The sequence below is a fragment of the Trinickia camelliae genome, from assembly GCF_053525655.1.
The window spans coordinates 102,634-125,992 of record NZ_JBCHAA010000012.1 but is presented as its reverse complement, the minus strand read 5'-3'; the positions used below and the strand labels follow the sequence as shown (position 1 = coordinate 125,992).

17 protein-coding genes are annotated in these 23,359 nt (G+C 64.8%); 12 read left to right on the top strand and 5 right to left on the bottom strand.

From position 1 onward, the window contains the following. Positions 1–80 precede the first annotated feature (80 nt). From AAHK20_RS20290 to AAHK20_RS20270, 5 genes are all read left to right on the top strand, one after another. Complete coding sequence (locus AAHK20_RS20290) at positions 81–680, top strand: TetR/AcrR family transcriptional regulator (RefSeq protein ID WP_137331034.1); 600 nt, start codon at positions 81–83, stop codon at positions 678–680. Between the two features lie 54 nt (positions 681–734). Beyond that, positions 735–2,522, top strand: a complete 1,788-nt coding sequence (locus AAHK20_RS20285) for an acyl-CoA dehydrogenase C-terminal domain-containing protein (RefSeq protein ID WP_449183301.1) — start codon at positions 735–737, stop codon at positions 2,520–2,522. A 134-nt stretch (positions 2,523–2,656) separates the two neighbouring features. Next, positions 2,657–5,089, top strand: coding sequence for a 3-hydroxyacyl-CoA dehydrogenase/enoyl-CoA hydratase family protein (locus tag AAHK20_RS20280; RefSeq protein WP_449183300.1), 2,433 nt, complete (start codon positions 2,657–2,659; stop codon positions 5,087–5,089). A 34-nt stretch (positions 5,090–5,123) separates the two neighbouring features. Continuing rightward, the gene (locus AAHK20_RS20275) at positions 5,124–6,323 is read left to right on the top strand and encodes an acetyl-CoA C-acyltransferase (protein WP_449183299.1); all 1,200 of its coding nucleotides are present in this window, start codon (positions 5,124–5,126) and stop codon (positions 6,321–6,323) included. A gap of 13 nt (positions 6,324–6,336) precedes the next feature. Further along, positions 6,337–7,191 (top strand): enoyl-CoA hydratase, encoded by an 855-nt coding sequence (locus AAHK20_RS20270; RefSeq protein WP_449183408.1) that lies wholly within the window; start codon positions 6,337–6,339, stop codon positions 7,189–7,191. A gap of 33 nt (positions 7,192–7,224) precedes the next feature. On the opposite strand, the gene fdhD is transcribed toward AAHK20_RS20270, so the two are convergent. Then, positions 7,225–8,049 carry a formate dehydrogenase accessory sulfurtransferase FdhD gene (gene fdhD / locus AAHK20_RS20265; RefSeq protein WP_449183298.1) on the bottom strand — a complete coding sequence of 275 codons (825 nt, stop codon included), beginning with the start codon at positions 8,047–8,049 and terminating at the stop codon, positions 7,225–7,227. 139 nt (positions 8,050–8,188) lie between these two features. Between fdhD and AAHK20_RS20260 the strand changes: the two genes are divergently transcribed. After that, a complete protein-coding gene (locus AAHK20_RS20260) occupies positions 8,189–8,671 on the top strand; it encodes a nitrate reductase associated protein (RefSeq protein ID WP_449183297.1) in 483 nt (160 codons plus the stop codon). A 158-nt stretch (positions 8,672–8,829) separates the two neighbouring features. Next, positions 8,830–11,946: a sensor domain-containing protein gene (locus AAHK20_RS20255; protein ID WP_449183296.1), complete on the top strand. Its 3,117-nt coding sequence runs from the start codon at positions 8,830–8,832 to the stop codon at positions 11,944–11,946. 91 nt (positions 11,947–12,037) lie between these two features. Here AAHK20_RS20255 and AAHK20_RS20250 read toward each other — a convergent pair whose 3' ends face one another. Continuing rightward, positions 12,038–12,433: an acyl-CoA thioesterase gene (locus AAHK20_RS20250; RefSeq protein WP_449183295.1), complete on the bottom strand. Its 396-nt coding sequence runs from the start codon at positions 12,431–12,433 to the stop codon at positions 12,038–12,040. A gap of 325 nt (positions 12,434–12,758) precedes the next feature. Between AAHK20_RS20250 and AAHK20_RS20245 the strand changes: the two genes are divergently transcribed. Beyond that, positions 12,759–14,699: an ABCB family ABC transporter ATP-binding protein/permease gene (locus AAHK20_RS20245; RefSeq protein ID WP_449183294.1), complete on the top strand. Its 1,941-nt coding sequence runs from the start codon at positions 12,759–12,761 to the stop codon at positions 14,697–14,699. Here the strand turns inward: AAHK20_RS20245 and murU are convergent. Together murU and AAHK20_RS20235 are read right to left on the bottom strand one after the other, a co-directional pair. Beyond that, positions 14,638–15,378, bottom strand: a complete 741-nt coding sequence (gene murU, locus AAHK20_RS20240; protein ID WP_449183293.1) for an N-acetylmuramate alpha-1-phosphate uridylyltransferase MurU — start codon at positions 15,376–15,378, stop codon at positions 14,638–14,640. The genes AAHK20_RS20245 and murU overlap by 62 nt on opposite strands. A 6-nt stretch (positions 15,379–15,384) precedes the next feature. Then, the gene (locus AAHK20_RS20235; protein ID WP_449183292.1) at positions 15,385–16,419 is read right to left on the bottom strand and encodes an aminoglycoside phosphotransferase family protein; all 1,035 of its coding nucleotides are present in this window, start codon (positions 16,417–16,419) and stop codon (positions 15,385–15,387) included. A gap of 226 nt (positions 16,420–16,645) precedes the next feature. On the opposite strand from AAHK20_RS20235, the gene AAHK20_RS20230 reads away from it, so the two are divergent. From AAHK20_RS20230 to rsmA, 4 genes are all read left to right on the top strand, one after another. Continuing rightward, positions 16,646–19,027 carry an LPS-assembly protein LptD gene (locus tag AAHK20_RS20230; RefSeq protein WP_449183291.1) on the top strand — a complete coding sequence of 794 codons (2,382 nt, stop codon included), beginning with the start codon at positions 16,646–16,648 and terminating at the stop codon, positions 19,025–19,027. Positions 19,028–19,093: 66 nt separating this feature from the next. After that, on the top strand, positions 19,094–20,479 hold the full coding sequence (locus AAHK20_RS20225) for a peptidylprolyl isomerase (protein WP_449183290.1): 1,386 nt from the start codon (positions 19,094–19,096) through the stop codon (positions 20,477–20,479). 8 nt (positions 20,480–20,487) lie between these two features. Then, a complete protein-coding gene (pdxA, locus tag AAHK20_RS20220; RefSeq protein ID WP_137331048.1) occupies positions 20,488–21,486 on the top strand; it encodes a 4-hydroxythreonine-4-phosphate dehydrogenase PdxA in 999 nt (332 codons plus the stop codon). 30 nt (positions 21,487–21,516) lie between these two features. Next, entirely contained in the window at positions 21,517–22,356 is an 840-nt protein-coding gene (gene rsmA / locus AAHK20_RS20215; RefSeq protein ID WP_449183289.1) for a 16S rRNA (adenine(1518)-N(6)/adenine(1519)-N(6))-dimethyltransferase RsmA, read from the top strand. A gap of 17 nt (positions 22,357–22,373) precedes the next feature. On the opposite strand, the gene AAHK20_RS20210 is transcribed toward rsmA, so the two are convergent. After that, positions 22,374–23,306 carry a DMT family transporter gene (locus AAHK20_RS20210; protein ID WP_449183288.1) on the bottom strand — a complete coding sequence of 311 codons (933 nt, stop codon included), beginning with the start codon at positions 23,304–23,306 and terminating at the stop codon, positions 22,374–22,376. Between the last annotated feature and the right edge of the window lie 53 nt (positions 23,307–23,359).

Sequence of the window (23,359 nt, the reverse complement as noted above, 5' to 3'; positions counted from 1 at the left end):
TTGTTTCGTCAGCGGCTGCACTCAATAATAGTACGGCCGTTCGATTTTCGATTTCGGTCACATAAGAACGGTACAAAGCTATGCGAAAAGGCGAACAGACACGCGCCGCAATTCTCGACGCTGCATTGGACTTGGCAAGCCGCGACGGGCTCGAAGGCCTGACGATTGGCTTGCTCGCCGAGCGCATGCAGATGAGCAAGAGCGGAGTGTTCGCGCATTTCGGGTCGCGCGAGGACTTGCAAGTCGAGGTCGTGCGCGAATATCACCGTCGTTTCGAGGACGAGGTGTTTTTCCCGAGCTTGCGCGAGCCGCGCGGTTTGCCGCGCTTGCGCGCGATGCTCTCCCGCTGGATAGAAAAGCGCATCCAGGAAGTGACGACTGGATGCATCTACATCAGCGGCGCGGTCGAATACGACGATCGCGGGGACAACCCGGTGCGCGAGCAGCTCGTGCTGAGCGTCACGACGTGGCGCTCGGCGCTTCTGAGGGCCATTTCGCAGGCGATGGAAGAGGGGCATCTGCGCAAGGACACCGATCCGAACCTGATGCTCTTCGAGGTTTACAGCTTCACGCTCGGTCTGCATCACGACGCGCGCTTCCTGCATCTGCCGGATGCGGTGCGTCTCACGTGGGCCGCGCTGGAAAAACTGATTGTTTCGTATCAGAGCGAAAGCCGCTAGCGCTCGACACAAAGCGCGCGGCCGACCTCGTTGCCCCAACCTTTGGAGAGAGTCATGGGACAGTACGCCGCGCCGCTGCGCGACATGCAATTCGTGTTGCACGAGCTGCTCAACGTGGAAGCCGCAGTCAAGGGGATGCCGAAGCACGCGGATCTTGACGCCGACACGATCAACCAAGTACTCGAAGAAGCCGGCAAGTTCTGCTCCGAAGTGCTGTTCCCGCTGAACCAGAGCGGCGACAAGGAAGGCTGCACGTACGCCGGCGACGGCGTCGTGACGACGCCCAAGGGCTTCAAGGAAGCGTACCAGCAATACATCGAGGCGGGCTGGCCCTCGCTCGGCTGCGATCCCGAGTATGGCGGCCAGGGGCTGCCGGCGTTCGTGAACAACGCGCTCTACGAGATGCTCAACTCGGCGAACCAGGCCTGGACGATGTACCCGGGCCTGTCGCACGGCGCCTATGAGTGCCTGCATGCGCACGGCACCCCCGAACAGCAGCAGGTCTATTTGCCGAAACTCGTCTCCGGGGTCTGGACCGGCACGATGTGCCTGACCGAGCCGCACTGCGGCACCGACCTCGGCATCCTGCGCACGAAGGCCGAGCCGAACGGCGACGGCTCCTATTCGATCACCGGTACCAAGATCTTCATCTCGAGCGGCGAGCATGACCTCGCGGAGAACATCGTCCACCTCGTGCTCGCGCGCCTGCCGGACGCGCCGCCGGGAACCAAGGGCATATCGCTCTTCATCGTGCCGAAGTTCGTGCCGGACGCCTCGGGCGAGCCGGGCGAGCGCAACGGCATCAAGTGCGGCTCGATCGAGCACAAGATGGGCATCCACGCGAACGCCACCTGCGTGATGAATCTCGACAACGCGAAGGGCTGGCTCGTCGGCGAAGCCAACCGCGGCCTGCAGGCGATGTTCGTAATGATGAACGCGGCGCGTCTGGGCGTCGGCATGCAGAGCCTGGGTCTGACCGAAGTCGCGTATCAGAACTCGCTCGTGTACGCGAAGGAGCGTCTGCAGATGCGCTCGCTGACCGGCCCGAAAGCGCCGGAAAAAGCGGCCGATCCGATCATCGTCCATCCCGACGTCCGCCGCATGCTGCTCACGCAGAAGGCGTATGCGGAAGGCGCGCGCGCGTTCTCGTACTGGTCCGCGCTCCATATCGACAACGAGCTGTCGCACGACGACGAAGCGGTGCGTAAAGAGAGCGCCGATCTCGTCGCGCTGCTCACGCCGATCCTGAAAGCGTTTTTGTCGGACAACGCGTTCGAGTGCACGAACCATGCGATGCAGATCTACGGCGGCCACGGCTTCATCGCCGAGTGGGGCATGGAGCAGTACGTGCGCGACGCGCGGATCAACATGATCTACGAAGGCACGAACGCGGTTCAGTCGCTCGACTTGCTGGGCCGCAAGGTGCTCGGCGACATGGGCGCGAAGATGAAGAAGTTCGGCAAGCTCGTGACGGACTTCGTCGAAGCCGAAGGCGTGAAGCCGGAGATGCAGGAGTTCATCAACCCGCTCGCGGACATCGGCGACAAGGTCCAGAAGCTCACGATGGAAATCGGCATGAAGGCGATGGCGAACCCGGACGAAGTCGGCGCCGCCGCCGTGCCGTATCTGCGCACCGTCGGCCATCTCGTGTTCTCGTACTTCTGGGCGCGCATGGCGCGCATCGCGCTCGACAAGGAAGCGTCGGGCGATCCGTTCTACAAGTCGAAGCTCGCCACCGCGCGCTTCTACTTCGCGAAGCTCTTGCCCGAAACGGCCTCGACGATCCGCGCCGCGCGCGCCGGGTCGAAGACGCTGATGGAAGTCGACGAAGCGCTGTTCTAAGCTCCTTTTGATTCACGCGCCACGTCATCAAAAGAACGTGGCGCGTTTTCCTTATCCAGACACCTGCAATTCATGTGCGACTCGCGGGCGCTTAGAAAACGGCGCCGCAAACTCGCAAACTCCGGAGGAAAGACGTGAGCAATCTGATCATTCGCAAGGTGGCCGTGCTCGGCGCCGGCGTGATGGGCGCGCAGATCGCCGCGCACCTGATCAACGCCAAGGTGCCGGTGCTGCTGTTCGACCTGCCCGCCAAGGAAGGCCCGAAGAACGCGATCGCACTCAAGGCGATCGAGAACCTGAAGAAGCTCTCGCCCGCGCCGTTTGGCGTGAAGGACGACGCCGCTTACATCGAGCCGGCCAACTACGAGGACGACCTCGCGAAGCTCGCCGATTGCGATCTCGTGATCGAAGCGATCGCCGAGCGGATGGACTGGAAGCACGATCTGTACAAGAAGGTGTCGCCGCATCTGGGCGCGAACGCGATCTTCGCGAGCAACACGTCGGGGCTGTCGATCACGACGCTGTCCGACGGCTTCGCCGATGAGCTGAAGGCGCGCTTCTGCGGCGTGCACTTCTTCAACCCGCCGCGTTACATGCACCTCGTCGAGCTGATCCCGACGTCGCATACGCGTCCGGAAATCCTCGACCAGCTCGAATCGTTCCTGACGAGCGTCGTCGGCAAGGGCGTCGTGCGCGCCAAGGACACGCCGAACTTCATCGCGAATCGCGTCGGCATTTTCTCGATCCTGGCCGTGGTCGCCGAAGCGGCGAAGTTCGGCCTGCGTTTCGACGAAGTCGACGACCTGACGGGCGCGCGCCTCGGCCGCGCGAAATCGGCGACGTTCCGCACGGCGGACGTGGTCGGTCTCGACACGATGGCGCACGTCATCAAGACGATGCAGGACAACCTCGCCGACGATCCGTTCTTCCCGGTCTACGAGACGCCGGCTGTGCTGGCTGGTCTCGTGAAAGCTGGCGCGCTCGGTCAGAAGACCGGCGCGGGCTTCTACAAGAAAGAAGGCAAGGCGATCAAGGTGCTCGATCCGAAGACGGGCACCTACGTCGAAGGCGGTGCGAAGGCTGACGAACTGATCGGCCGCATCCTCAAGCGTCCGCCGGCGGAGCGCCTGAAGCTCCTGCGCGAATCGGAGCATCCGCAAGCCCAGTTCCTGTGGGCCATCTTCCGCGACGTGTTCCACTACATCGGCGTGCATCTCGAATCGATCGCCGACAACGCGCGCGACGTCGACCTCGCGATCCGCTGGGGCTTCGGCTGGAACGAAGGCCCGTTCGAAGGCTGGCAGGCGGCAGGCTGGAAGCAGGTCGCCGAGTGGGTGCAGGAAGACATCGCGGCAGGCAAGGCTTTGTCGACGGCGCCGCTGCCTTCGTGGGTGCTCGAAGGTCCGGTTGCCGAGAAGGGCGGCGTGCACACGAACGAAGGCTCGTGGTCGCCCGTATCGAAGTCGTTCGTGCCGCGCTCGAAGCTCGCCATCTACGACAAGCAAGTGTTCCGTGCGCCGATCATCGGCGAGACGGTCGATCCGAAGACCTACGGCAAGACGCTGTTCGAAACCGACTCGGTGCGCGCATGGGTCGATGACCGCGCAGGCGAGGACGACGTCGTCATCGTGTCGTTCAAGAGCAAGATGAACACGATCGGACCGAGCGTTATCGATGGCCTCGTGCAGGCGATCGATCTGGCCGAGAAGGACTACAAGGGCGTCGTCGTGTGGCAGCCGACCTCGCTCAAGCTCGGCACGCCGGGCGGCCCGTTCTCCGCGGGCGCGAATCTCGAAGAGGCGATGCCCGCGTTCATGATGGGCGGCGCGAAGGGCATCGAGCCGTTCGTGAAGAAATTCCAGCAGGGCATGCTGCGCGTGAAGTACGCGAACGTGCCGGTCGTCGCGGCCGTGTCGGGCATCGCGCTCGGCGGCGGGTGCGAGCTCGCGCTGCATAGCGCGAAGCGCGTCGCGCACGTCGAGAGCTATCTGGGGCTCGTCGAAGTCGGCGTCGGTCTAGTGCCGGCCGGCGGCGGTCTCAAGGAAGCGGCGTTGCGCGCGGCCGACGCGGCGAATGCGGTCGGCCTGACGACCGAGTTGCTGAAGTTCGCGACCAAGTCGTTTGAAAACGCGGCGATGGCGAAGGTCTCCGGCTCGGCGCTCGAAGCGCGTTCGATGGGCTATCTCAAGCCGTCCGACACGATCGTCTTCAACGTGTTCGAGCTGCTCGACACCGCGAAGAAGGAAGCGCGCGCGCTGTCCGCAGCGGGCTACCGTCCGCCGCTGAGCGCCACGCAAATCCCGGTTGCGGGCCGCTCGGCGATCTCGACGATCAAGGCGCAGCTCGTGAACATGCGCGACGGCGGCTTCATCAGCGCGCACGACTACCTGATCGCGAGCCGCATCGCCGAAGCGATCTGCGGCGGCGATGTCGAAGCGGGCAGCCTCGTCGACGAAGAATGGCTGTTGACGCTCGAGCGCCGTGCGTTCGTCGATCTGCTCGGCACGCAGAAGACGCAGGAACGGATCATGGGCATGCTGCAAACCGGCAAGCCGGTGCGCAACTGATCGAGTGCGTTTGGCGAGAAACTTGGAGCTACAAATGAGCAAACAATTGCAAGACGCATATATCGTCGCAGCGAGCCGCACGCCGATCGGCAAGGCGCCGCGCGGCGTGTTCAAGAACACGCGCCCGGATGAGCTGCTGGTGCACGCGATCAAGTCGGCGGTGGCGCAGGTGCCGGGGCTCGATACGTCGGTGATCGAAGACGCGATCATCGGCTGCGCGATTCCCGAAGCGGAGCAGGGCCTGAACGTCGCGCGCATGGGCGCGCTGCTCTCGGGCCTGCCGCAGTCGGTCGGTGGCGTGACGGTCAACCGTTTCTGCGCGTCGGGCATCACCGCGCTCGCGATGGCGGCGGACCGCATTCGCGTCGGCGAAGCGGAAGCGATGATCGCCGGCGGCTGCGAATCGATGAGCATGGTGCCGATGATGGGCAACAAGCCGTCGATGTCGCCGCATATCTTCGATCGCAGCGAAGACTTCGGCATCGCCTACGGCATGGGCCTGACCGCCGAGAAAGTGGCGGAGCGCTGGAAAGTCAGCCGCGAGGCGCAGGACCAGTTCTCGGTCGAATCGCACCGCAAGGCGATCGCCGCGCAGCAGGCCGGCGAATTCAACGACGAGATCGCGGCGTACACGCTCGCGGAGCGCTTCCCCGATCTCGCGACTGGCGAGATCAAGGTGAAGGCGCGTGAAATCGCGCTCGACGAAGGTCCGCGTCCCGATACGTCGCTCGAAGGTCTGGCGAAGCTGCGCGCGGTGTTCGCGGCGAAGGGTTCGGTCACGGCGGGCAACAGCTCGCAGACCTCGGACGGCGCGGGCGCGCTGATCGTCGTGTCGGAAAAGATCCTCAAGCAATTCAACCTGACGCCGCTTGCGCGCTTCGTGAGCTTCGCGGTGCGCGGCGTGCCGCCCGAAATCATGGGCATCGGCCCGAAGGAAGCGATTCCGGCCGCGCTCAAGGCCGCGGGCTTGAAGCAGGACGACATCGACTGGATCGAGCTGAACGAAGCATTCGCGGCGCAATCGCTTGCCGTGATTCAGGACCTCGGTCTCGATCCTTCGAAGGTCAACCCGCTCGGCGGCGCGATCGCGCTTGGCCACCCGCTCGGCGCGACGGGCGCGATCCGCGCGTCGACGGTCGTTCACGGCCTGCGCCGCCGCAACCTGAAGTACGGCATGGTGACGATGTGCGTCGGCACCGGCATGGGCGCGGCGGGCATCATCGAGCGTCTGTAAGCACGGCATTGCACTGACTACGGTTCGCGTGCGTCGGGACGAAACCCGGAGTGCGCGGACCGTTTTTTATTTAGCAGCAGGAACTGCAGGCAAGGAGACAACGATGGACATCCTGATCGAACACGCCGAAGGCGTGATGACGATGGCGTTCAACCGGCCGGACAAGAAGAACGCGATCACGGCCGCGATGTATCAGACGATGGCCGACGCGCTCGCCGGCGCGGAGGACGATCCGAAAGTGCGCGCGATCGTGATCCGCGGCAGCGTGGGCATCTTCAGCGCGGGCAACGATCTCGAAGACTTCATGAAGCAGCCGCCCAAGGGCGACGACGCGCCGGTGTTCCAGTTCCTGCGGCGCATCAGCACGATGAGCAAGCCGGTGGTGGCGTCGGTGGCGGGCGCTGCGATCGGCATCGGCACGACGCTGCTGTTGCATTGCGACGTCGTCTACGCGGCCGATTCGGCTATGTTCTCGCTCCCGTTCGCGCAGCTCGGGCTGTGCCCGGAAGCGGCTTCGAGCCTCTTGCTGCCGCGCATCGCGGGCTACCAGCTCGCCGCGGAAAAACTGATGCTCGGCGAAGCGTTCGATGCGAGGGAAGCGCACCGCATGGGGATCGTCAACCGCGTGCTGCCGGCGGCGGAAGTCGATGCGTTCGCGCTCGCGCAGGCCGCGAAGCTGGCGGCGCTGCCCGCGTCGTCGCTGCGCGTGACGAAGTCGCTGGTGAAGCACGCAAGCGGGCGCGAGATCGCCGTGCAAATGACCGACGAAGCCGTGCATTTCGCCAAGATGCTGCTTGCGCCCGAAGCGCGCGAGGCGTTCAAGGCGTTCTTCGAGAAGCGCAAGCCGGATTTCAAGCAGTTCGATTGAGAGTGGCTCGCGCGCGGTGGCGGGCGTTGGGCGTTATTGGGTGGTGTCGTAGTCGACGTAGCTCGTCTCGCGGCAAAAGCTCACGAGACGCACGCCCGCCTGCCGCGCGATGGCAATTGCGAGCGACGAAGGCGCTGAAATCGTCGCGACCATCGGAATGCCGACGCGCGCGGCCTTGCGCACCAGCTCGTAGCTCGCGCGGCTCGACAGGAACACGAAGCCGTCGGTCGTATCGGCGCGTTCGAGCACGAGTTGGCCGATGAGCTTGTCGAGCGCGTTGTGGCGCCCGACGTCCTCGAACGCGTGACGGATCGCGCCCTCCGCATCGCACCAGGCGGCGGCATGCAGGCCGCCCGTGAGCCGCGTGAGCGCTTGGTGCGCGGGCAGCTCGCGGGCTGCCCGCGCAATCGCATCGGGCGCAAGGCGCGCGAGAAAGCCGGTATCGGGCACGCGCTCCGGCGCGAGATCGAGCAAGTCGATGCTTTCGATGCCGCACACGCCGCAGCCGGTGCGCCCGGCAAGCGCGCGGCGTCTATCCTTGAGTGCGGCGAACGCCTGCTGCACGACCGTCAATTGCACTTCCGCATGCGGGATCTCGCCCGTGCGCTGCGTCACCTCGATGTCCTGAATGTCGCTGCCGCGCTCGACGATCCCCTCCGAGATCGCAAACCCGACCGCGAACGCTTCCAGATCGCGCGGCGTCGCCATCATCACCGCGTGGGAGATGCCGTTGAAGACGAGCGCGATCGGCCATTCCTGGCCGATCTGATCGGTGACGGATTCGATTGCGCCGGACTGATGCCGGCGCACGTTTTGCTCGATGACGCCGGTCTGCTCGGCGGCTTCCAATGGGTCCAAGTTCACTCCTCGCGCGGCGCGGCGGCGGGTCGCGGCAGCCGTGCCAAAGGCTCGCTTCGTCCGTTATGCGCCGGATAAGGTTCTAAAATACCCCAAGCAGGCAACGCGTGCCGCGTGCGCCGTTTACGAGGACACCGCCATGGGATTGCATGACAAGCCGCTTCTCTTCGATTTCGAAGTGATTTCGTCCGAGAACCTCACCTTTATGCCGATGTCGGTGCGCTTCAATCTCGACCGCTTCGGCCTGCGCATTTCGCTCGCGCAATGGCAGATGCTGCCGCTCGAGGACCGCGCGTTGCTCGCGCGCTTCCCGGTCGAAGATGACAACGACACGGCGATCGAACCGAACTTCGACCACGCCCTCTTCGAGATGATGCGCACGCACGCCAACGTCGAGCCCGACTGGTTTTCGCCGGACGGGTCCCCTGCCTGGCGCAATACTGAAATCGTGCCGGAAGGCGTGCTCAACCAAAGCAGCATCGCGAGCCTCATCGCGCCGACGCCGGAAAAATGGGCGCAACTCGATCCGTTCAAGCGCTATGTGCTGACAAAACTGTCGAGGAAACCTGAGGGCAATCACGATTTCATCCCCGCGATGAAGGAGTTCGGCCTCGCGCCGTGATTTTTTATATCAGCGACCCCTTAATCTTTTCCGAACCGCGCCGTTATCCATGAGTTGGCGCGCAAAGAGCCCGTATTCGTCCGATGAAATGCGAATGTGGGTAAGCCGAGAACGATAGCCGCGCCTGCCTTCTCAGAACGAACGGCGTTCGGTTATCCATGACCTTTTCCTTTTCGAAGCGGCTGCTCATCAATATGGCAGTCGTCGCCGCGGCGGTCGGCGCGAATGCGTTTGTCGCGTACACGCAGATCCGCAGCCAGCGCGCAGCCGATGAGCGCACGGTGCGCTCGATGAGCGTCAAGCACGATCTCGAAGCCTATCGCTCGACGCTAGGCGAAGGGCTCGCCGCACTCGGCAACTTCGAATCGTCGGGCGTGCTGGTGCCGGACGGCTGGCGCGAGAACGTGAAGACGCAGGATCTGACGAACCTCGCGGCTTCCTTGCGTTCCCAACTGACGGGCGAGCCCGACACGACCGCGCCGCTCGACTGGCTGCTCGCGAGCGGCCAGAGCTTCGAGCGCGACACCCAGGCGGCGCTGGCCCACGCGGCGACGCTGCCGAATGCCCCCGCGCGCGTTTGGGCGGCGTCGGCGTACGCGCGGCTCGGCTCGGAGCTGGGCGGCGTCGATACCGCGCTCGCTTTGCTGCGCCAGCGCGAGGACGAGGCGCTCGAGGCCTCGCTCGCCGACTCCGCGCGCTCCACCCGGCGCGCGACCTGGGTGCTGATCTTTACGATGATCGTCGGCAGCGGCTTGCTGATCTACACCTTCGGCATGCGCGAAAGCGCCGCGCGCGCGAAGATTCGCGTCGCGCGGGCGATGCGCCGCAGCGACGAGCGTTTCCGCGAACTGTTCGACGCGCACCCGGTCCCGATGTGGATCTACGATCGCGAGACGCTGCGCTTTCTCGCGGTCAACGCTGCGACGATCCAGCAATACGGGTACGCCGAGGAAGACTTTCTCGCGATGACGTTCCGCGGGATCTGTCCGGCCGATGAAATCCCGCGCCTCGAATCCTATCTGGCGCGCAGCGACGCGTCGCCGCGCCGCGGGCGCGTGAGCGCGGGCGTGTGGCGGCATCGGCGCCGCGACGGCTCGCTGCTCTCAGCCGATATCTCGATCCACGCGCTCACGTTCATGGGCCGCCCGGCGACGTTCGTGCTCGCCGACGACGTGACCGACCAGATCAACGCCGAAGCCGAAGCGCAGCGCTCGACGCAGATGCTCGAAACGGTGATCGACAACATTCCGCAGCGCATCTCGTGGAAGGACCGCGAGCTGCGTTATCTCGGCTGCAACATGACGTTCGCGCGCGACGCGGGGCTTGCGTACCCCGAGCAGGTGGTCGGCAAGACCGACTTCGAACTGCCGTGGAAGGTGGCGGCGGTCGAGTTGCACCGCGCCGACCAGGACGTGATCGCGACCAGTGTGCCGAAGATGAACGTCGAGTTCGACTTGCTGATCGACGGCGCGCACCGCGCGGCGGTGGCGAGCAAGATTCCGCTCACCAATGCCGATGGCGAAGTGATCGGCGTGCTGAGCTCGTACACGGACGTCACCGACCGCAAGCGCTCGGATCTCGCGCTGCGCTTGCAAAGCCGCGCGCTCGACGCGAGCGTCAACGCGATCCTGATCACCGGCCCAGCCGAGGGCGGCCACCTGATCGAATACGTGAACCCGGCGTTCAAGCGGATCACGGGCTACGATCCCGCCGACGTGATCGGTCAGGACTGCCGTTTTCTGCAGCGCGACGACCGCGACCAAGAGGGGCTCATCGTGATTCGCGAGGGGCTCGCGGCGAACCGCGAAGTGAGCGCCGTGCTGCGCAATTACCGCAAGGACGGCGCGCTGTTTTGGAATCAGCTCTTCATCGCGCCGGTGCCGAACGCCGACGGCGAGACCACGCACCACATCGGCGTCATCAACGAAGTGACCGACCTGATCCGCTATCAGGAGCAGCTCGAATACCAGGCGAACTACGACGGCCTGACGCGCCTGCCCAATCGCAATCTGCTGCGCGAGCGGCTGCAGCAGGCGCTCTCGACGTCTCAGCGGCGCAACAAGCGCGTGGCCGTGGTGTTCATCGACCTCGACGGCTTCAAGAACGTCAACGACAGTCTTGGCCACAGCGTCGGCGATCGCCTGCTTGCGGTGGTGGCCGAGCGTCTCGCGAGGAGCGCGCGGGCGAGCGATACCGTCGCGCGCCACGGCGGCGACGAGTTCGTGACCGTGCTGACCGACGTCACCGACGAGCAATCGCTGATCGCGTGGATGGAGCGCGTGCGTGCGGCGATTTCGGAACCGGTGATGCTCGACGGCACCGAGCTATACGTCGGCTGCAGCATGGGCGCTAGCCTCTTCCCGCAGGACGGCGAAGACGCCGAGACGCTGATGAAGAAGGCCGACCTCGCGATGTACCGCGCGAAGGACATGGGCCGCAACACGTTCCAGTTCTATCAGCCGGAGATGAACACGAGCGTCGGCGCGCGCCTGAACCTCGAGCGGCGCTTGCGCCGCGCGCTGCGCGACAACGAATTCCTGCTGCACTACCAGCCGCAGGTCGACATCGCGACGGGCAAGATCGTCGGCATGGAGGCGCTCGTGCGCTGGCTCGACCCCGAGGTCGGGCTCGTCCCGCCGTCCGCGTTCATTCCGGTCGCGGAAGAGAGCGGGCTGATCGGGCCGTTGTCGGAATGGGTGCTGCGCGAAGCGTGCCAGCAGAACAAGGCCTGGCAGGACGCGGGGCTGCCGCCCGCGCGCGTGTCGGTGAACTTGTCGGCGCGGCAGTTTCAGCAGCGCGACATCGCCAAGCTCGTGATGTCGATCCTCGAAGAGACCGGGCTCGAGCCGCAGTATCTCGAGCTCGAGCTGACCGAAAGCATGATCATGCGCAACGCGGAGGAGGCCGTCGTGATGCTCAACGAGCTGCACGCGCTCGGCATCAGCATCGCGATCGACGACTTCGGCACCGGCTATTCGAGCCTCGGCTATCTCAAGCGCTTCCCGGTCGATCGCTTGAAGATCGACCGCTCGTTCGTGTCGGACATCGGCGCCTCGGACGACGACGAGACCATCACGTCGGCCATCATCGCGCTCGCGCACTCGCTGGAGCTGCAGGTGATCGCAGAGGGCGTCGAGACGTCGTCGCAGCTCGACTTCCTGCGCGAGCGCTCATGCCACGAAATGCAGGGCTTTTTCTTCTCCAAGCCGATGCCGCACGACGCGATTCCGGGGCTGCTGCAGCAAGGCATGGCAACGGCGGAGCAAGAAGCGTAAGGCGGCAAGTAACGCGGCAAAGCGGGGGAAGGCAGGCGGCGGCGCGCGGTGAATCCGCGTGCGCGCCGTCGTGAGGTGGGCTTGCGTTTGATTAAGCGAGGTCGGGCAGCTTGCGCGGACGGCGGTCGAGGTCGGTCGCGACGTAGGTCAGCTCGGCTTCGGTGACCTTCACGGTCTCGTCGGCGAGGCTCATGCGCTGCGCGTACACCTCGACCGATACCGTCACCGACGTATTGCCCGTCTTCACGATCTCGGCGTAGAAGCTCAGCAGATCGCCGACGAACACCGGCTGCTTGAAGATGAACGAGTTGACCGCGACGGTCGCGACGCGGCCGTTGGCGCGGCGGCTCGCGGGAATCGAGCCGGCGATGTCGACTTGCGCCATGATCCAGCCGCCGAACACGTCGCCATGGACGTTCGCGTCCGAAGGCTGCGGCACGACGCGCAGCGCGCACGGTTTTTGCGGAAGCGGAGGGGTGGTGGTCATCGAGGGTTCCAGTTGAAAAGAGACGTCGGCAAGAAGCGCTGGGCGCGGTGAGCGGGCATCGCCGCGCATCGCGACAGGCGCGCCGGACAGGGCGGTTCGCTCGGCCCGAGGCTACGGAAAGCGGCGCCAGTCGGCTTCTGCGACAATAGTAGAGCGTTGGAATTGTACGGGAAACTATGCGTTCCAACTAAGGCGGCACGCCGAGCACACTCTGTTCGCATGCTCGTTTTTGACGGGCATCATCCGCACGTCATTCGAACCCGGCTAGCGCTTAAGACGTTCCGTCCTCTTCGCCGCCTTCTTTGCCGCTCGCTTTCTTCCGATCATGCGCCGCTATTCCGCCCCCTCCGAACCCGCGCCCGTCTCGGCCGGACCACGCAACGACTGGCAGACGATCCTCTCGCTGATGCCGTATCTCGCGACGTACAGGTGGCGCGTCGCTCTGGCGCTATCGTGCTTGATCGGCGCGAAGGTGGCGAACCTGGGCGTGCCGATCGTGATGAAGCGGATCGTCGACAGCCTCGCTTCGATCCGCCATTTGACCGCGCTCGGCCGCGCGCAGCACGATCCGGCGATCGTGCTCGCGGGAGGGCTCGGGCTTCTCGTCGTCGCCTATGCGGTCGTGCGGCTGTCGACATCGATGTTCACCGAGTTGCGCGAGATCCTCTTTTCGAAAGTGACCGAGAGCGCGGTGCGCCAGCTCGCGCTGAAGGTGTTCCGCCATCTGCATGCGTTGTCGCTGCGGTTTCACCTCGACCGGCAGACCGGCGGCATGTCGCGCGATATCGAGCGCGGCACGCGGGGCATCCAGCAGCTCATTTCGTATTCGCTCTACAGCATCCTGCCGACGCTCGTCGAAGTCGGCCTCGTGCTCGGTTTCCTCGCCGTCAAATACGACGCGTACTACGCGATCATCACGGGCATTGCGCTCGTCACGTACATCGTGTTTACGATCAAGGTCACCGAATGGCGCACGCACTTTCGGCGCACGATGAACGAGCTCGATTCGCGAGCGAACTCGCGGGCGATCGATTCGCTGCTCAATTACGAAACGGTCAAGTATTTCGGCAACGAGGAGTGGGAAGCGCAGCGTTACGACGAGAACTTAAAGCGCTATCGCGCGGCGGCGATCAAGTCGCAGAACTCGCTGTCGTTTCTGAACTTCGGGCAGCAGGCGATCATCGGCACGGGGCTCGTGTTCATCCTGTGGCGCGCGACGCAAGGCGTGATGGCAGGACGCCTTACGCTCGGCGATCTCGTGCTGATCAACACGTTCATGCTGCAGCTCTATATCCCGCTGAATTTTCTGGGCGTGGTCTACCGCGAGCTCAAGCAAAGCCTGACCGACATGGACCGCATGTTCACGCTGCTCGGCGCCGCGCGCGAAGTGCCCGATGCGCCGGGCGCGCCGGCGTTGTCGGTGAAGGGCGGCGAAGTGCGCTTCGAGAACGTGAGCTTTGCCTATGAGGCCGCGCGGCAGATTCTCTTCGACGTGAGCTTCACGATTCCCGCCGGCACGACGACGGCCGTGGTCGGCCATAGCGGCTCGGGCAAATCGACGCTCGCGAGGCTCATGTTCCGCTTCTACGATCTGGACCGCACGGCAGGCGGCGCGATCAAGATCGACGGCCAGGACATTCGCGGCGTGACGCAGGATTCGCTGCGCGCATCGATCGGCATCGTGCCGCAGGACACGGTGCTCTTCAACGATTCGATCTACTACAACATCGCGTACGGACGGCCGACGGCCACGCGCGACGAAGTGATCGCGGCGGCGCGCGCGGCGCACATCCACGAGTTCATCGAGGGGCTGCCGAAGGGATACGACACGCCGGTCGGCGAGCGCGGCTTGAAGCTGTCGGGCGGCGAGAAGCAGCGTGTCGCGATCGCGCGCACGATCCTCAAGAACCCGCCGATTCTGCTGTTCGACGAGGCGACGTCGGCGCTCGATTCGCGCTCTGAGCGCGCGATCCAGCAGGAGCTCGACCATATCGCGCGCGAACGCACGACACTCGTCATCGCGCACCGTCTATCGACGGTTGTGCACGCGCAGCAGATCATCGTGATGGATCGCGGCAGGATCGTCGAGCGGGGCACCCATGCGGACCTGTTGCGCGCGGGCGGGCTGTTCGCGCAGATGTGGGCGCTGCAGCAGCAGCGCGCGGCGTCGCAAGGCGAGACGACGCCCGGTTCGGAGCCGCCCGTTAGCGGGGAAAACCCCGCGGAAGACCCGCTCGAGAGCGCAGCGTCTCGTCCAGCGCCTTGAGCTGCGCGGGCGTGCCGACGTTCTCCCACGGACCTTCGTAAAGCTCGCCGCTCACGCGTCCCGCGCCGATGGCCTCGCGATAGTAGGGCGTCAGCGCCCGCCGCGTGCCGCGAGGCAAATCGCGGAACATCCGCGTGTCGTAGAGCGCGATGCTGCCGAATGTGCAGCGCGGCGCACCGTCGAGCGACACCGTGCCGTCAGCAAGCACGAAGTCGCCCGCCGGATGAAACGCGGGGTTCGGGACCATCACGAGATGCATGCCCGGCTCGCCGGCCGAGGCCATTCGCGATGCGTGCTCGCGCAAGCGCGCGTAGTCGAAATCGCAATACACGTCGCCGGCCACGCCGACGAAAACCTGCGGCGCGCCGGCGTCTTCGAGGAGCGGCAGCGCCTGCGCAATGCCGCCGGCCGTTTCGAGCGCTTCGCCTTCCGCTGAATAAACGAGCCGCAGGCCCCAGCGCGAGCCGTCGCCGAGCGCGCTTTCGATCTGCTCGCCGAGCCACGCGTGATTGATCACGATCGTGTCGAACCCGGCGCCGGCCAGGCGTTCGATCTGCCAGACGATCAGCGGTTTGCCGCCCGCTTCGAGCAGCGGCTTCGGGCAGGTGTCGGTGAGCGGGCGCATCCGGTCGCCGCGCCCGGCCGCGAAGATCATCGCTTTGTTGAGGGTTTGCGCCATCGTTTTTTAGAACGTGTAGCCGACTTCGGTTGCGCGGCCCGCGAGGTCGTCGAGCAGCTTCGCGAAGGCGCTGAGCGGGCGATAGCGCTCGCTGACCTTGCGCGCGTAATCGAGGAAGCGAGGCAGGTCGGCAAGGTAGTGCGGCTTGCCGTCGCGATAGTTGATGCGGGCGAAGAGTCCCAGCACCTTGATGTGCCGCTGCAGGCCCATCCATTCGAGCTGACGGTAGAACTCGCCGAAGTCGGCGTCGACCGGAAGCCCTGCCTTTCTCGCGCGTTCCCAGTAGTAGGCGAAGCAGTCGAGCTCGAACTCTTCGTCCCAGCTGATGAACGCATCGCGCAGGAGCGACGCCACGTCGTAGGTGATCGGGCCGTACACCGCATCCTGAAAGTCGAGCACGCCGGGGTTCGGCTCTGCGATCATCAGGTTGCGCGGCATGAAATCGCGCAGCATGTAGACCTGCGGTTGCGCGCGTGCGCTAGCGATCAACAGCGCAAACGTGCGGTCGAGCACCTCGCGCTGGTGCGCCTCGAGCGTGCGATCGAGGTGCCGCCCCACGTACCACTCGGGCATCAGCTCCATTTCGCGGCGCAGGAACGCTTCGTCGAACGGCGGCAGCACGCCTTCGCGCGACGCGAGCTGCCAGCGGATCAGCGTATCGAGCGCCTCGCGCATGAGCGGCCGCGCGGCCGCGGTGTCGTTCGGATCGAGCTTCGCGATGTACGACTGCGTGCCAAGATCGGTCACGAGCATGAAACCTTGTTCGAGATCACATTCCAGCACCGTCGGCACGTGCACGTCGGCCGCGGCGAGCATGTGCGCAACGTCAACGAATTCGCGGCATTTTTCGGGCGGCGGCGCATCGACGGCGATCAGCGTTGCACCGTGCGCGCCGGCGCTGTCGAGCCTGAAATACCGGCGAAAACTGGCGTCTGACGAGGCGGGGACTAGCGAATTGACGTCGAGAAGGTAGCGTTGATCTAGCGAGGACAACCAGTTCGTAAGGTGTTCGCGGCGGGAATCGGCTGGAGTCGGCGTCATAAAATGGGGGAGCAAAACATCTTGCCATATAATACCCCACGACTTTTTTGACGCGCCCCGTGTTCGGCCTTCGCACGGTTCTCACGATGTCAGTTTAACTGCCCGCTGTATCGCCCGATCGATCACTCCTCTTTCGTGCGCACTCAGACCGCCGCGTCCTCGCCGGGCGGGCGGCTCTTCGTGTGACCACAATGCTTGGCTGCCGGGCCGATTCGCCAAATAATACATGCCGCCAAGACAGCTTTTCCCAACGACGAACCCCTCCAGCGATGCGCCGCCGCGCAAAAGGCGGCTCGTCGCGGCGTTGATCGCCGTGCCGGGCCTGCTGCCGTCGGTATCGAGCGCACAGCTTTCGGGCGCCGCCGCCCAGCCGCAACCGATCGACGCGCCGTGGGGCCTGCGGCTCGCCCCGCAGCTCGAAGAGCATCCGGTGACGCCGGGCGACAAGCCCGCCACCTTCGTGCTCGGCGACCAGGCGAGCGGCACCACCGATCAGGACATGGCCGCGAAAGGCTCCGCCGAGATTCGCCGCAATGTCACGGTGATCAAGGCGGACGCGCTGCACTACGACGAAGACACCGACATGGCCGATGCCTACGGCACGGTGCGCGTGATCAACAATGGCGTGTCGTTCGCCGGTCCGGAAGCGCATTTGAAGGTGGACTCGAACCAGGGCTACATGCCGACGCCGAAGTACCACTTCAACCTCTCAGGCGGGACGGGCAGCGCCAAGCAAGTGCAGTTGCTCGACGGCGAGCGGTCGATTTTTCAGGACGCCACCTATACGGCGTGCCAGTGTGCGAATCCGGCGTGGTACATCCGGGGCAGCGAATTCGAGTTCGATACGGGCGCGGATGAAGGCGTTGGCCATAACGCCGTGGTGTTCTTCCAGGGCGTGCCGATTTTCGCGAGCCCGTGGCTGTCGTTTCCGCTTTCCGACGCGCGCCGAAGCGGCCTCTTGCCGCCGACGTGGTCGACGGGCGGGAGCAATGGCTTCGAGCTTTCGGTGCCTTATTACTTCAACATCGCGCCGAATCGGGATCTGTTGCTGACCCCGACGATCATCTCGAAGCGCGGCCTGGAGACGGAGGCGCAGTTCCGCTATCTGTCGCCGACGTATTCCGGCTCGATCACGGGCATCTTCCTGCCCGATGACTCGATCACGAAGACGAACCGTTACTCGATCTCGATCAACCACAACCAGAACTTCGGCAACGGGTTCGGTGGGTACATCTACTACAACCGGGTTTCGGATAACACGTTTCCCGAGGATCTGGGCTCGTCGACGGCGCAGATCATCAACGGCACGCAGCTGCTGTATCAGCAGGAAGCCGGGCTGACCTACAACAACGGTCCGTGGTCCGTGCTGACGCGCGTGCAGGACTGGCAGACGCTTTACCCGTCGGTGGCGCCCTATGGCCGCGAGCCGGAGCTGAACGTCAAGTACCAGAAGTACAACGTCGGCGGCTTCGACTTCGGCGCTACGGCCGACTACACGCGCTTCACGATCACGACGCAGGACACGACCCAGGGCGATCGTTTCACCTTCGATCCGTATCTGTCGTATTCGCTCGTCGGCCCCGGCTACTTCGTGACGCCGAAGGTGCAGTGGCACTTCGCGTCTTACCAGCTCAGCACGATCGGCTTGAGCCAGACCGGCCAGGCCCCGCTTGCCGGGCAGCCGAAGAACTTCACCGAGCAAGTCCCGACGTTCTCGTTCGATTCGGGGCTGATCTTCGAACGCTCGGTGCGGCTCTTCGGCGATGATTACATCCAGACGCTCGAGCCGCGTCTGTACTACGTCTACACGCCGTATCACAACCAGGATTTCGCGCCGCTCTTCGACACGGCGGAAGCGGACTTCGGGCTCGCCGAAATCTTCACGCCGAACACGTTCGTCGGCGGCGACCGCGTGGCCGACGCCAATCGCATCACGGCGGCGATCACGACGCGCTTCATCAATCCGGCGACTGGCGACGAGCGCTCGCGCTTCGTTCTCGCGCAGGAATACTATTTCCGGGATCAGCAAGTCACGCTGCTGCCGGGCGAGACGCCCACGCAGGCGACGCGCTCGGATCTGATCGCTGGGGCGTCGATCAAGCTGGGGAGCGCTTTCGCGTCGGAAACGGCCGTCCAATATAATGCGGACAACAGCCAGCTCCGGCAGGCCGTCGCGAGTTTTGCGTATAGCCCGGAAGCGGGCAAGATCCTCAACTTCGCGTATCGCTATACGCGCGCGGACACCACGCTCGACTACACGCCGGTCCGGCAGATCACGATTTCCGCGCAGTGGCCGCTCACGCATCATTTTTATGGCGTCGCGCGCATCAACTACGATCTGGCCGGGCATTCCTTAGTCGATAGCCTGGTCGGGTTGCAGTACGATGCGGACTGCTGGACGCTGGGTCTCGGCGTTCAGCGCTACGCGGACGGCGTGAGTTCGAACGGGAATCCGACTCAGGGAACGAAGTACCTGATGCAGCTCACGCTCAAGGGCTTGTCCAACGTCGACAACGGCTTGGTCCAGTCCTTCCGCGCAGGCGTGCGGGGATACACGCCGCTGCCGCCGCCGCCGCCGCCCGAGGCGCGGTTCACTGACTATGAATGAGCATGGTCCGACACGGGCGACATGCGATCGAACGGGCGGGACGAGCCCGATATCATTGGAGTAGCTGTGGGAATCATGAAGAATCTTCGTTTGGCAACGCTTGCGGCCAGTCTTGGCTTTGCCGCCGCGGCCGCCTTTTTGCCGGTGTCGAGCGCATTCGCTCAAGCGTTGGGCTCGACGAGCGGCCAGACGGCGGATTCCGTCGCTGCCGTCGTCAATAACGACGTCATCACGCAGCGCGAGCTCGATCAACGGGTCGGTCTGATCACTCGGCGTCTGCAGCAGCAGAACGCGCCGGTGCCGCCGCTCGACCAATTGCGCGCCCAGGTGCTGAATCAGATGGTGCTCGAGCGCATCCAGATCGAGAAGGCCAATGAAGACGGCATCAAGATCAGCGATGCCGAAGTGCAGACCACGCTGCAGAAGCTCGCGGCGGCGAACAACATGCAGGTGGAGATGTACCGCGCTCGTCTCGAGGCCGAAGGGGTGCCCTGGTCGGTGTTCACGCGCGACGCGCGCACCGAGCTGACACTCTCGCGTCTGCGCGAGAAGGAAGTCGACAGCAAGATCACGGTCTCGGACGCCGAAGTCGCGAACTACATTGCGAGCCAGCGTGGGCCGGCCGAGAAAGTGCAGCTCGATCTGCACCTCGATCACATTCTGGTCAAGGTGCCGGCCAATGCGGCGCAAGCCGATCTAGACGCGGCGCAGAAAAAGGCTCAAGCGATCCTGCAGCAAGCCACGGCGCCCGGCGCGAAGTTCGAATCGCTCGCGAAGGACAACTCCCAGGCCGACGACGCGAAGAAGGGCGGCGACATGGGCTTCGTGCCGCAGTCGAAACTGCCGGCCGATTTCGTCAGTGCGGCGTCGCAGTTGCGTCCCGGCCAAGTGAGCCCCGATCTGATCCGCACCGCCGACGGCTTTGAAATCGTGAAGCTGGTCGATCGCCGCGCAGGCCAGGGCGGCAACGCCTCCGATGCGCCGAAGCTCGTGCAGACGCACGTGCGGCACATTCTGCTGCGTGTCGGCGATGGTTTGTCCGAGCCTGAAGCTCGCCGGAAGATGCTCGATATCCGCCAGCAGATCGAGGCCGGCGGCGATTTCGCGAAATTCGCGAGCTCGTACTCGCAGGACGGCTCGGCATCGCAAGGTGGCGACCTCGGATGGATCAGCCCGGGCGAGACCGTACCTGACTTCGAACGCGCGATGAACAACCTGAAGGACGGCGAGATCAGCGAACCGGTGCGCAGCGAATACGGCTATCACTTGATCCAGGTGCTCGGCCGTCGCGAAGCAGAAGGGTCGGTCGCGCAGCAAATGGACCTCGCGCGTCAAGCGATCGGCCAGCGCAAGGCCGAACAAGCCTATGCTGACTGGCTGCGCGAACTGCGCGATTCCGCGTACGTGCAATACAAGGGTGATCTCGCGGCCCTGCAACAACAGCAGCAGTAATCCATTCGATGACCGCCGCCTCCCGCAAGCCCTTGCAAATCGCGATCACGACGGGCGAGCCCGCCGGGGTCGGGCCTGAGCTGACGGCCCAGGCGCTGGCGGCTGCGGCGGCGCATTGGCCCGACGCGCAATTCACCGTCCTCGGCGATGCGGGGCTGCTCGAAGCGCGGGCGAAGGCGGTCGGCGTCGATTGGGCTCATCTCACCGGCGGCACGCGCGTGCGTGTCGCGCACCGGCCGCTGGCGGTGGCCGCGCAGGCCGGCAAGCTCGACGCGGCAAACGGCCGTTACGTGCTCGGCCTGCTCGACGACGCCATCGACGGCGCCGTGGCCGGCACCTTCGACGCAATCGTGACCGCGCCGCTGCAAAAGAGCACGATCAACGACGCCGGCGTGCCGTTCACCGGCCACACCGAATATCTCGCCGAGCGCACGCGCACGCCACGCGTCGTGATGATGCTGGCGGGCACCGGCGCGCGGCCGCTGCGCGTCGCGCTGGCGACGACGCATCTGCCGCTCAAGGACGTATCGGCGGCGCTGACGATCGACGGCTTGCTCGAAACACTCGCGATCATCGACCACGACTTGCGGCGCGATTTCGGCCTGCCGGTGCCGCGCATTCTCGTGACCGGTCTGAACCCGCACGCAGGCGAAAACGGCTATCTGGGCCACGAGGAAATCGACGTGATTTCCCCCGCGCTCAAGCTCGCCGCCGAACGCGGCATCGACGCGCGCGGCCCGTATCCCGCCGATACGCTGTTCCAGCCGCGCTACCTCGAAGGGGCCGACTGCGTGCTCGCGATGTTCCACGATCAAGGTCTGCCGGTGCTCAAGTACGCGACCTTCGGCGAGGGCGTCAACATCACGCTCGGTCTGCCGATCATCCGCACGTCGGTCGATCATGGCACCGCGCTCGATCTCGCGGGCACGGGGCGCGCCGATGCAGGCAGCCTGATCGCGGCGATCGACGCGGCCGTCTCGATGGCGCGCAACCGGCGCGGCGCCTGAGTTTTCCTATTCCGTTTCTCTTCGATTTCGATGTCCACTAGCAGACAGCACCAAGGCCATTTCGCGCGCAAGCGGTTCGGGCAGAACTTCCTGGTCGACCTGGGCGTGATCGATTCGATCGTCGACGTGATTCGTCCGCAGCGCGGCGAACGGATGGTCGAGATCGGGCCGGGCCTGGGCGCGCTCACCGAGCCGCTGATCGAGCGGCTCGCGACCCCGGAAGCGCCGCTGCATGCGGTCGAACTGGATCGCGATCTGATCGTGCGTCTCAAGAAGAAATTCGGCGACCTGCTCGAGCTGCACGCGGGCGATGCGCTCGCTTTCGACTTCGGCTCGCTGGCGGCACCCGGCGTGGCCGTCGATAAGCCGACGCTGCGCATCGTCGGCAATTTGCCGTACAACATCTCGAGCCCGCTGCTGTTCCATCTGACGACGTTCGCGCCGGTCGTAATCGATCAGCACTTCATGCTGCAGAACGAGGTGGTCGAACGGATGGTGGCCGAGCCGGGCAGCAAGGAGTTCGGGCGGCTGTCCGTGATGCTCCAGTATCGCTACGTGATCGACAAGCTCATCGACGTCCCGCCTGAAGCGTTTCAGCCGCCGCCCAAGGTGGATTCGGCGATCGTGCGGATGATTCCGTATGCGCCGCACGAACTCGCGCCGGTCGATCCGGCCGTGCTCGGCGAAGTCGTGACGGCGGCGTTCTCGCAACGGCGCAAGATGCTGCGCAATACGCTTTCGGCTTACCGCGATGCGGTCGATTTCGAGGCGCTCGGTTTCGATCTCGCCCGGCGTGCCGAAGACGTGCCAGTGGATGAGTACGTGCGCGTCGCGCAGGTGGTGGCTGCGGGTGCAACGCCCGCAGCGTAATAAGCGCTGCCGGGCGTTTAGCGCTTGCGCGGCGCTGGCGAATTCACGATCAAAATCCCGATCAGCACGAGCGCGGCCGCAACCAGGAATCGGCCGCTGAACGACTCGTCGAGCAGCACGACCCCGAAGCTCACGCCGAACAGCGGCGTCAGAAACGAGAACACCGAAAGTCTCGACGCCATATAGCGCTTGAGCAACCAGAACCACGTCAGATAGCTGACGAAAGCGACGATCACCGCTTGATACGCGAGGCTCGCGAGCGCGATCGGCGTGACGTGGTCGACATGCCCCTCGCCTAGCACGTACGCCAGCGCGAGCAGCACGACCGCCGACACGGCCAGCTGATAGAACAGCGTCTTGCTCGCGCTCGAATGCGACAGCGACGTGGCGCGCACGACAACCGTAGTCGCAGCCCAAAAGACGCCCGCGAGCACGCCGAGCGCATCGCCGATCAATCCCGTCAGCATCGACGAACTGGGCGCGGGCGCGCGTGCGAAACCGTCCGCGAACGCGAGCGCCATTCCCGCGAATGCCATGCCGATGCCGAGCCACTGCGCGCGGCGCATGCGTTCGCCTGCGACGAACGCGTGCAGCCCGAGTGCAGTGAAGCATGGCGCGGTGTAGAGGAACACGGCCATGCGAGAGGCGCTCGTCAACGTCAGGCCGATGAAGATGCAGATGAACTCGCCCGCGAACAGCAGGCCTGCTAAGAGCCCGGCGCCGAGTGTGCCGTCGTCGCGAAAGAGCGGCGTGCGCTGCGAGCGCGCCCAGGCCCAGACGAGCACCGTCGCGATTGCCGATCGCAAACCGGCTTGGAACATGGGACCGAGCGCTGTGTTCGTACTCTTGATGGCGACTTGCTGGAATCCCCAGATCGCGCACAGCACGACCATCAGCATGACGGCAAAGCCGTCCAGCGGACGGCGCGTGGAGATTGCAGCAGTGTTCATTGTTGGATTGTCGTAGTGGAGCAGGCGCGGCTCAGTCATGCTGGGTCCTGCCG

What these genes read in the sequence shown, in the direction of transcription:
- AAHK20_RS20290 (WP_137331034.1), top strand. Translation starts at nt 81, where the DNA reads ATGCGAAAAGGCGAACAGACACGCGCCGCAATTCTCGACGCTGCATTG.
- AAHK20_RS20285 (WP_449183301.1), top strand. Translation starts at nt 735, where the DNA reads ATGGGACAGTACGCCGCGCCGCTGCGCGACATGCAATTCGTGTTGCAC.
- AAHK20_RS20275 (WP_449183299.1), top strand. Translation starts at nt 5,124, where the DNA reads ATGAGCAAACAATTGCAAGACGCATATATCGTCGCAGCGAGCCGCACG.
- AAHK20_RS20260 (WP_449183297.1), top strand. Translation starts at nt 8,189, where the DNA reads ATGGGATTGCATGACAAGCCGCTTCTCTTCGATTTCGAAGTGATTTCG.
- AAHK20_RS20255 (WP_449183296.1), top strand. Translation starts at nt 8,830, where the DNA reads ATGACCTTTTCCTTTTCGAAGCGGCTGCTCATCAATATGGCAGTCGTC.
- AAHK20_RS20250 (WP_449183295.1), bottom strand. Translation starts at nt 12,433, where the DNA reads ATGACCACCACCCCTCCGCTTCCGCAAAAACCGTGCGCGCTGCGCGTC.
- AAHK20_RS20245 (WP_449183294.1), top strand. Translation starts at nt 12,759, where the DNA reads ATGCGCCGCTATTCCGCCCCCTCCGAACCCGCGCCCGTCTCGGCCGGA.
- murU (WP_449183293.1), bottom strand. Translation starts at nt 15,378, where the DNA reads ATGGCGCAAACCCTCAACAAAGCGATGATCTTCGCGGCCGGGCGCGGC.
- AAHK20_RS20235 (WP_449183292.1), bottom strand. Translation starts at nt 16,419, where the DNA reads ATGACGCCGACTCCAGCCGATTCCCGCCGCGAACACCTTACGAACTGG.
- AAHK20_RS20230 (WP_449183291.1), top strand. Translation starts at nt 16,646, where the DNA reads ATGCCGCCAAGACAGCTTTTCCCAACGACGAACCCCTCCAGCGATGCG.
- pdxA (WP_137331048.1), top strand. Translation starts at nt 20,488, where the DNA reads ATGACCGCCGCCTCCCGCAAGCCCTTGCAAATCGCGATCACGACGGGC.
- rsmA (WP_449183289.1), top strand. Translation starts at nt 21,517, where the DNA reads ATGTCCACTAGCAGACAGCACCAAGGCCATTTCGCGCGCAAGCGGTTC.
- AAHK20_RS20210 (WP_449183288.1), bottom strand. Translation starts at nt 23,306, where the DNA reads ATGAACACTGCTGCAATCTCCACGCGCCGTCCGCTGGACGGCTTTGCC.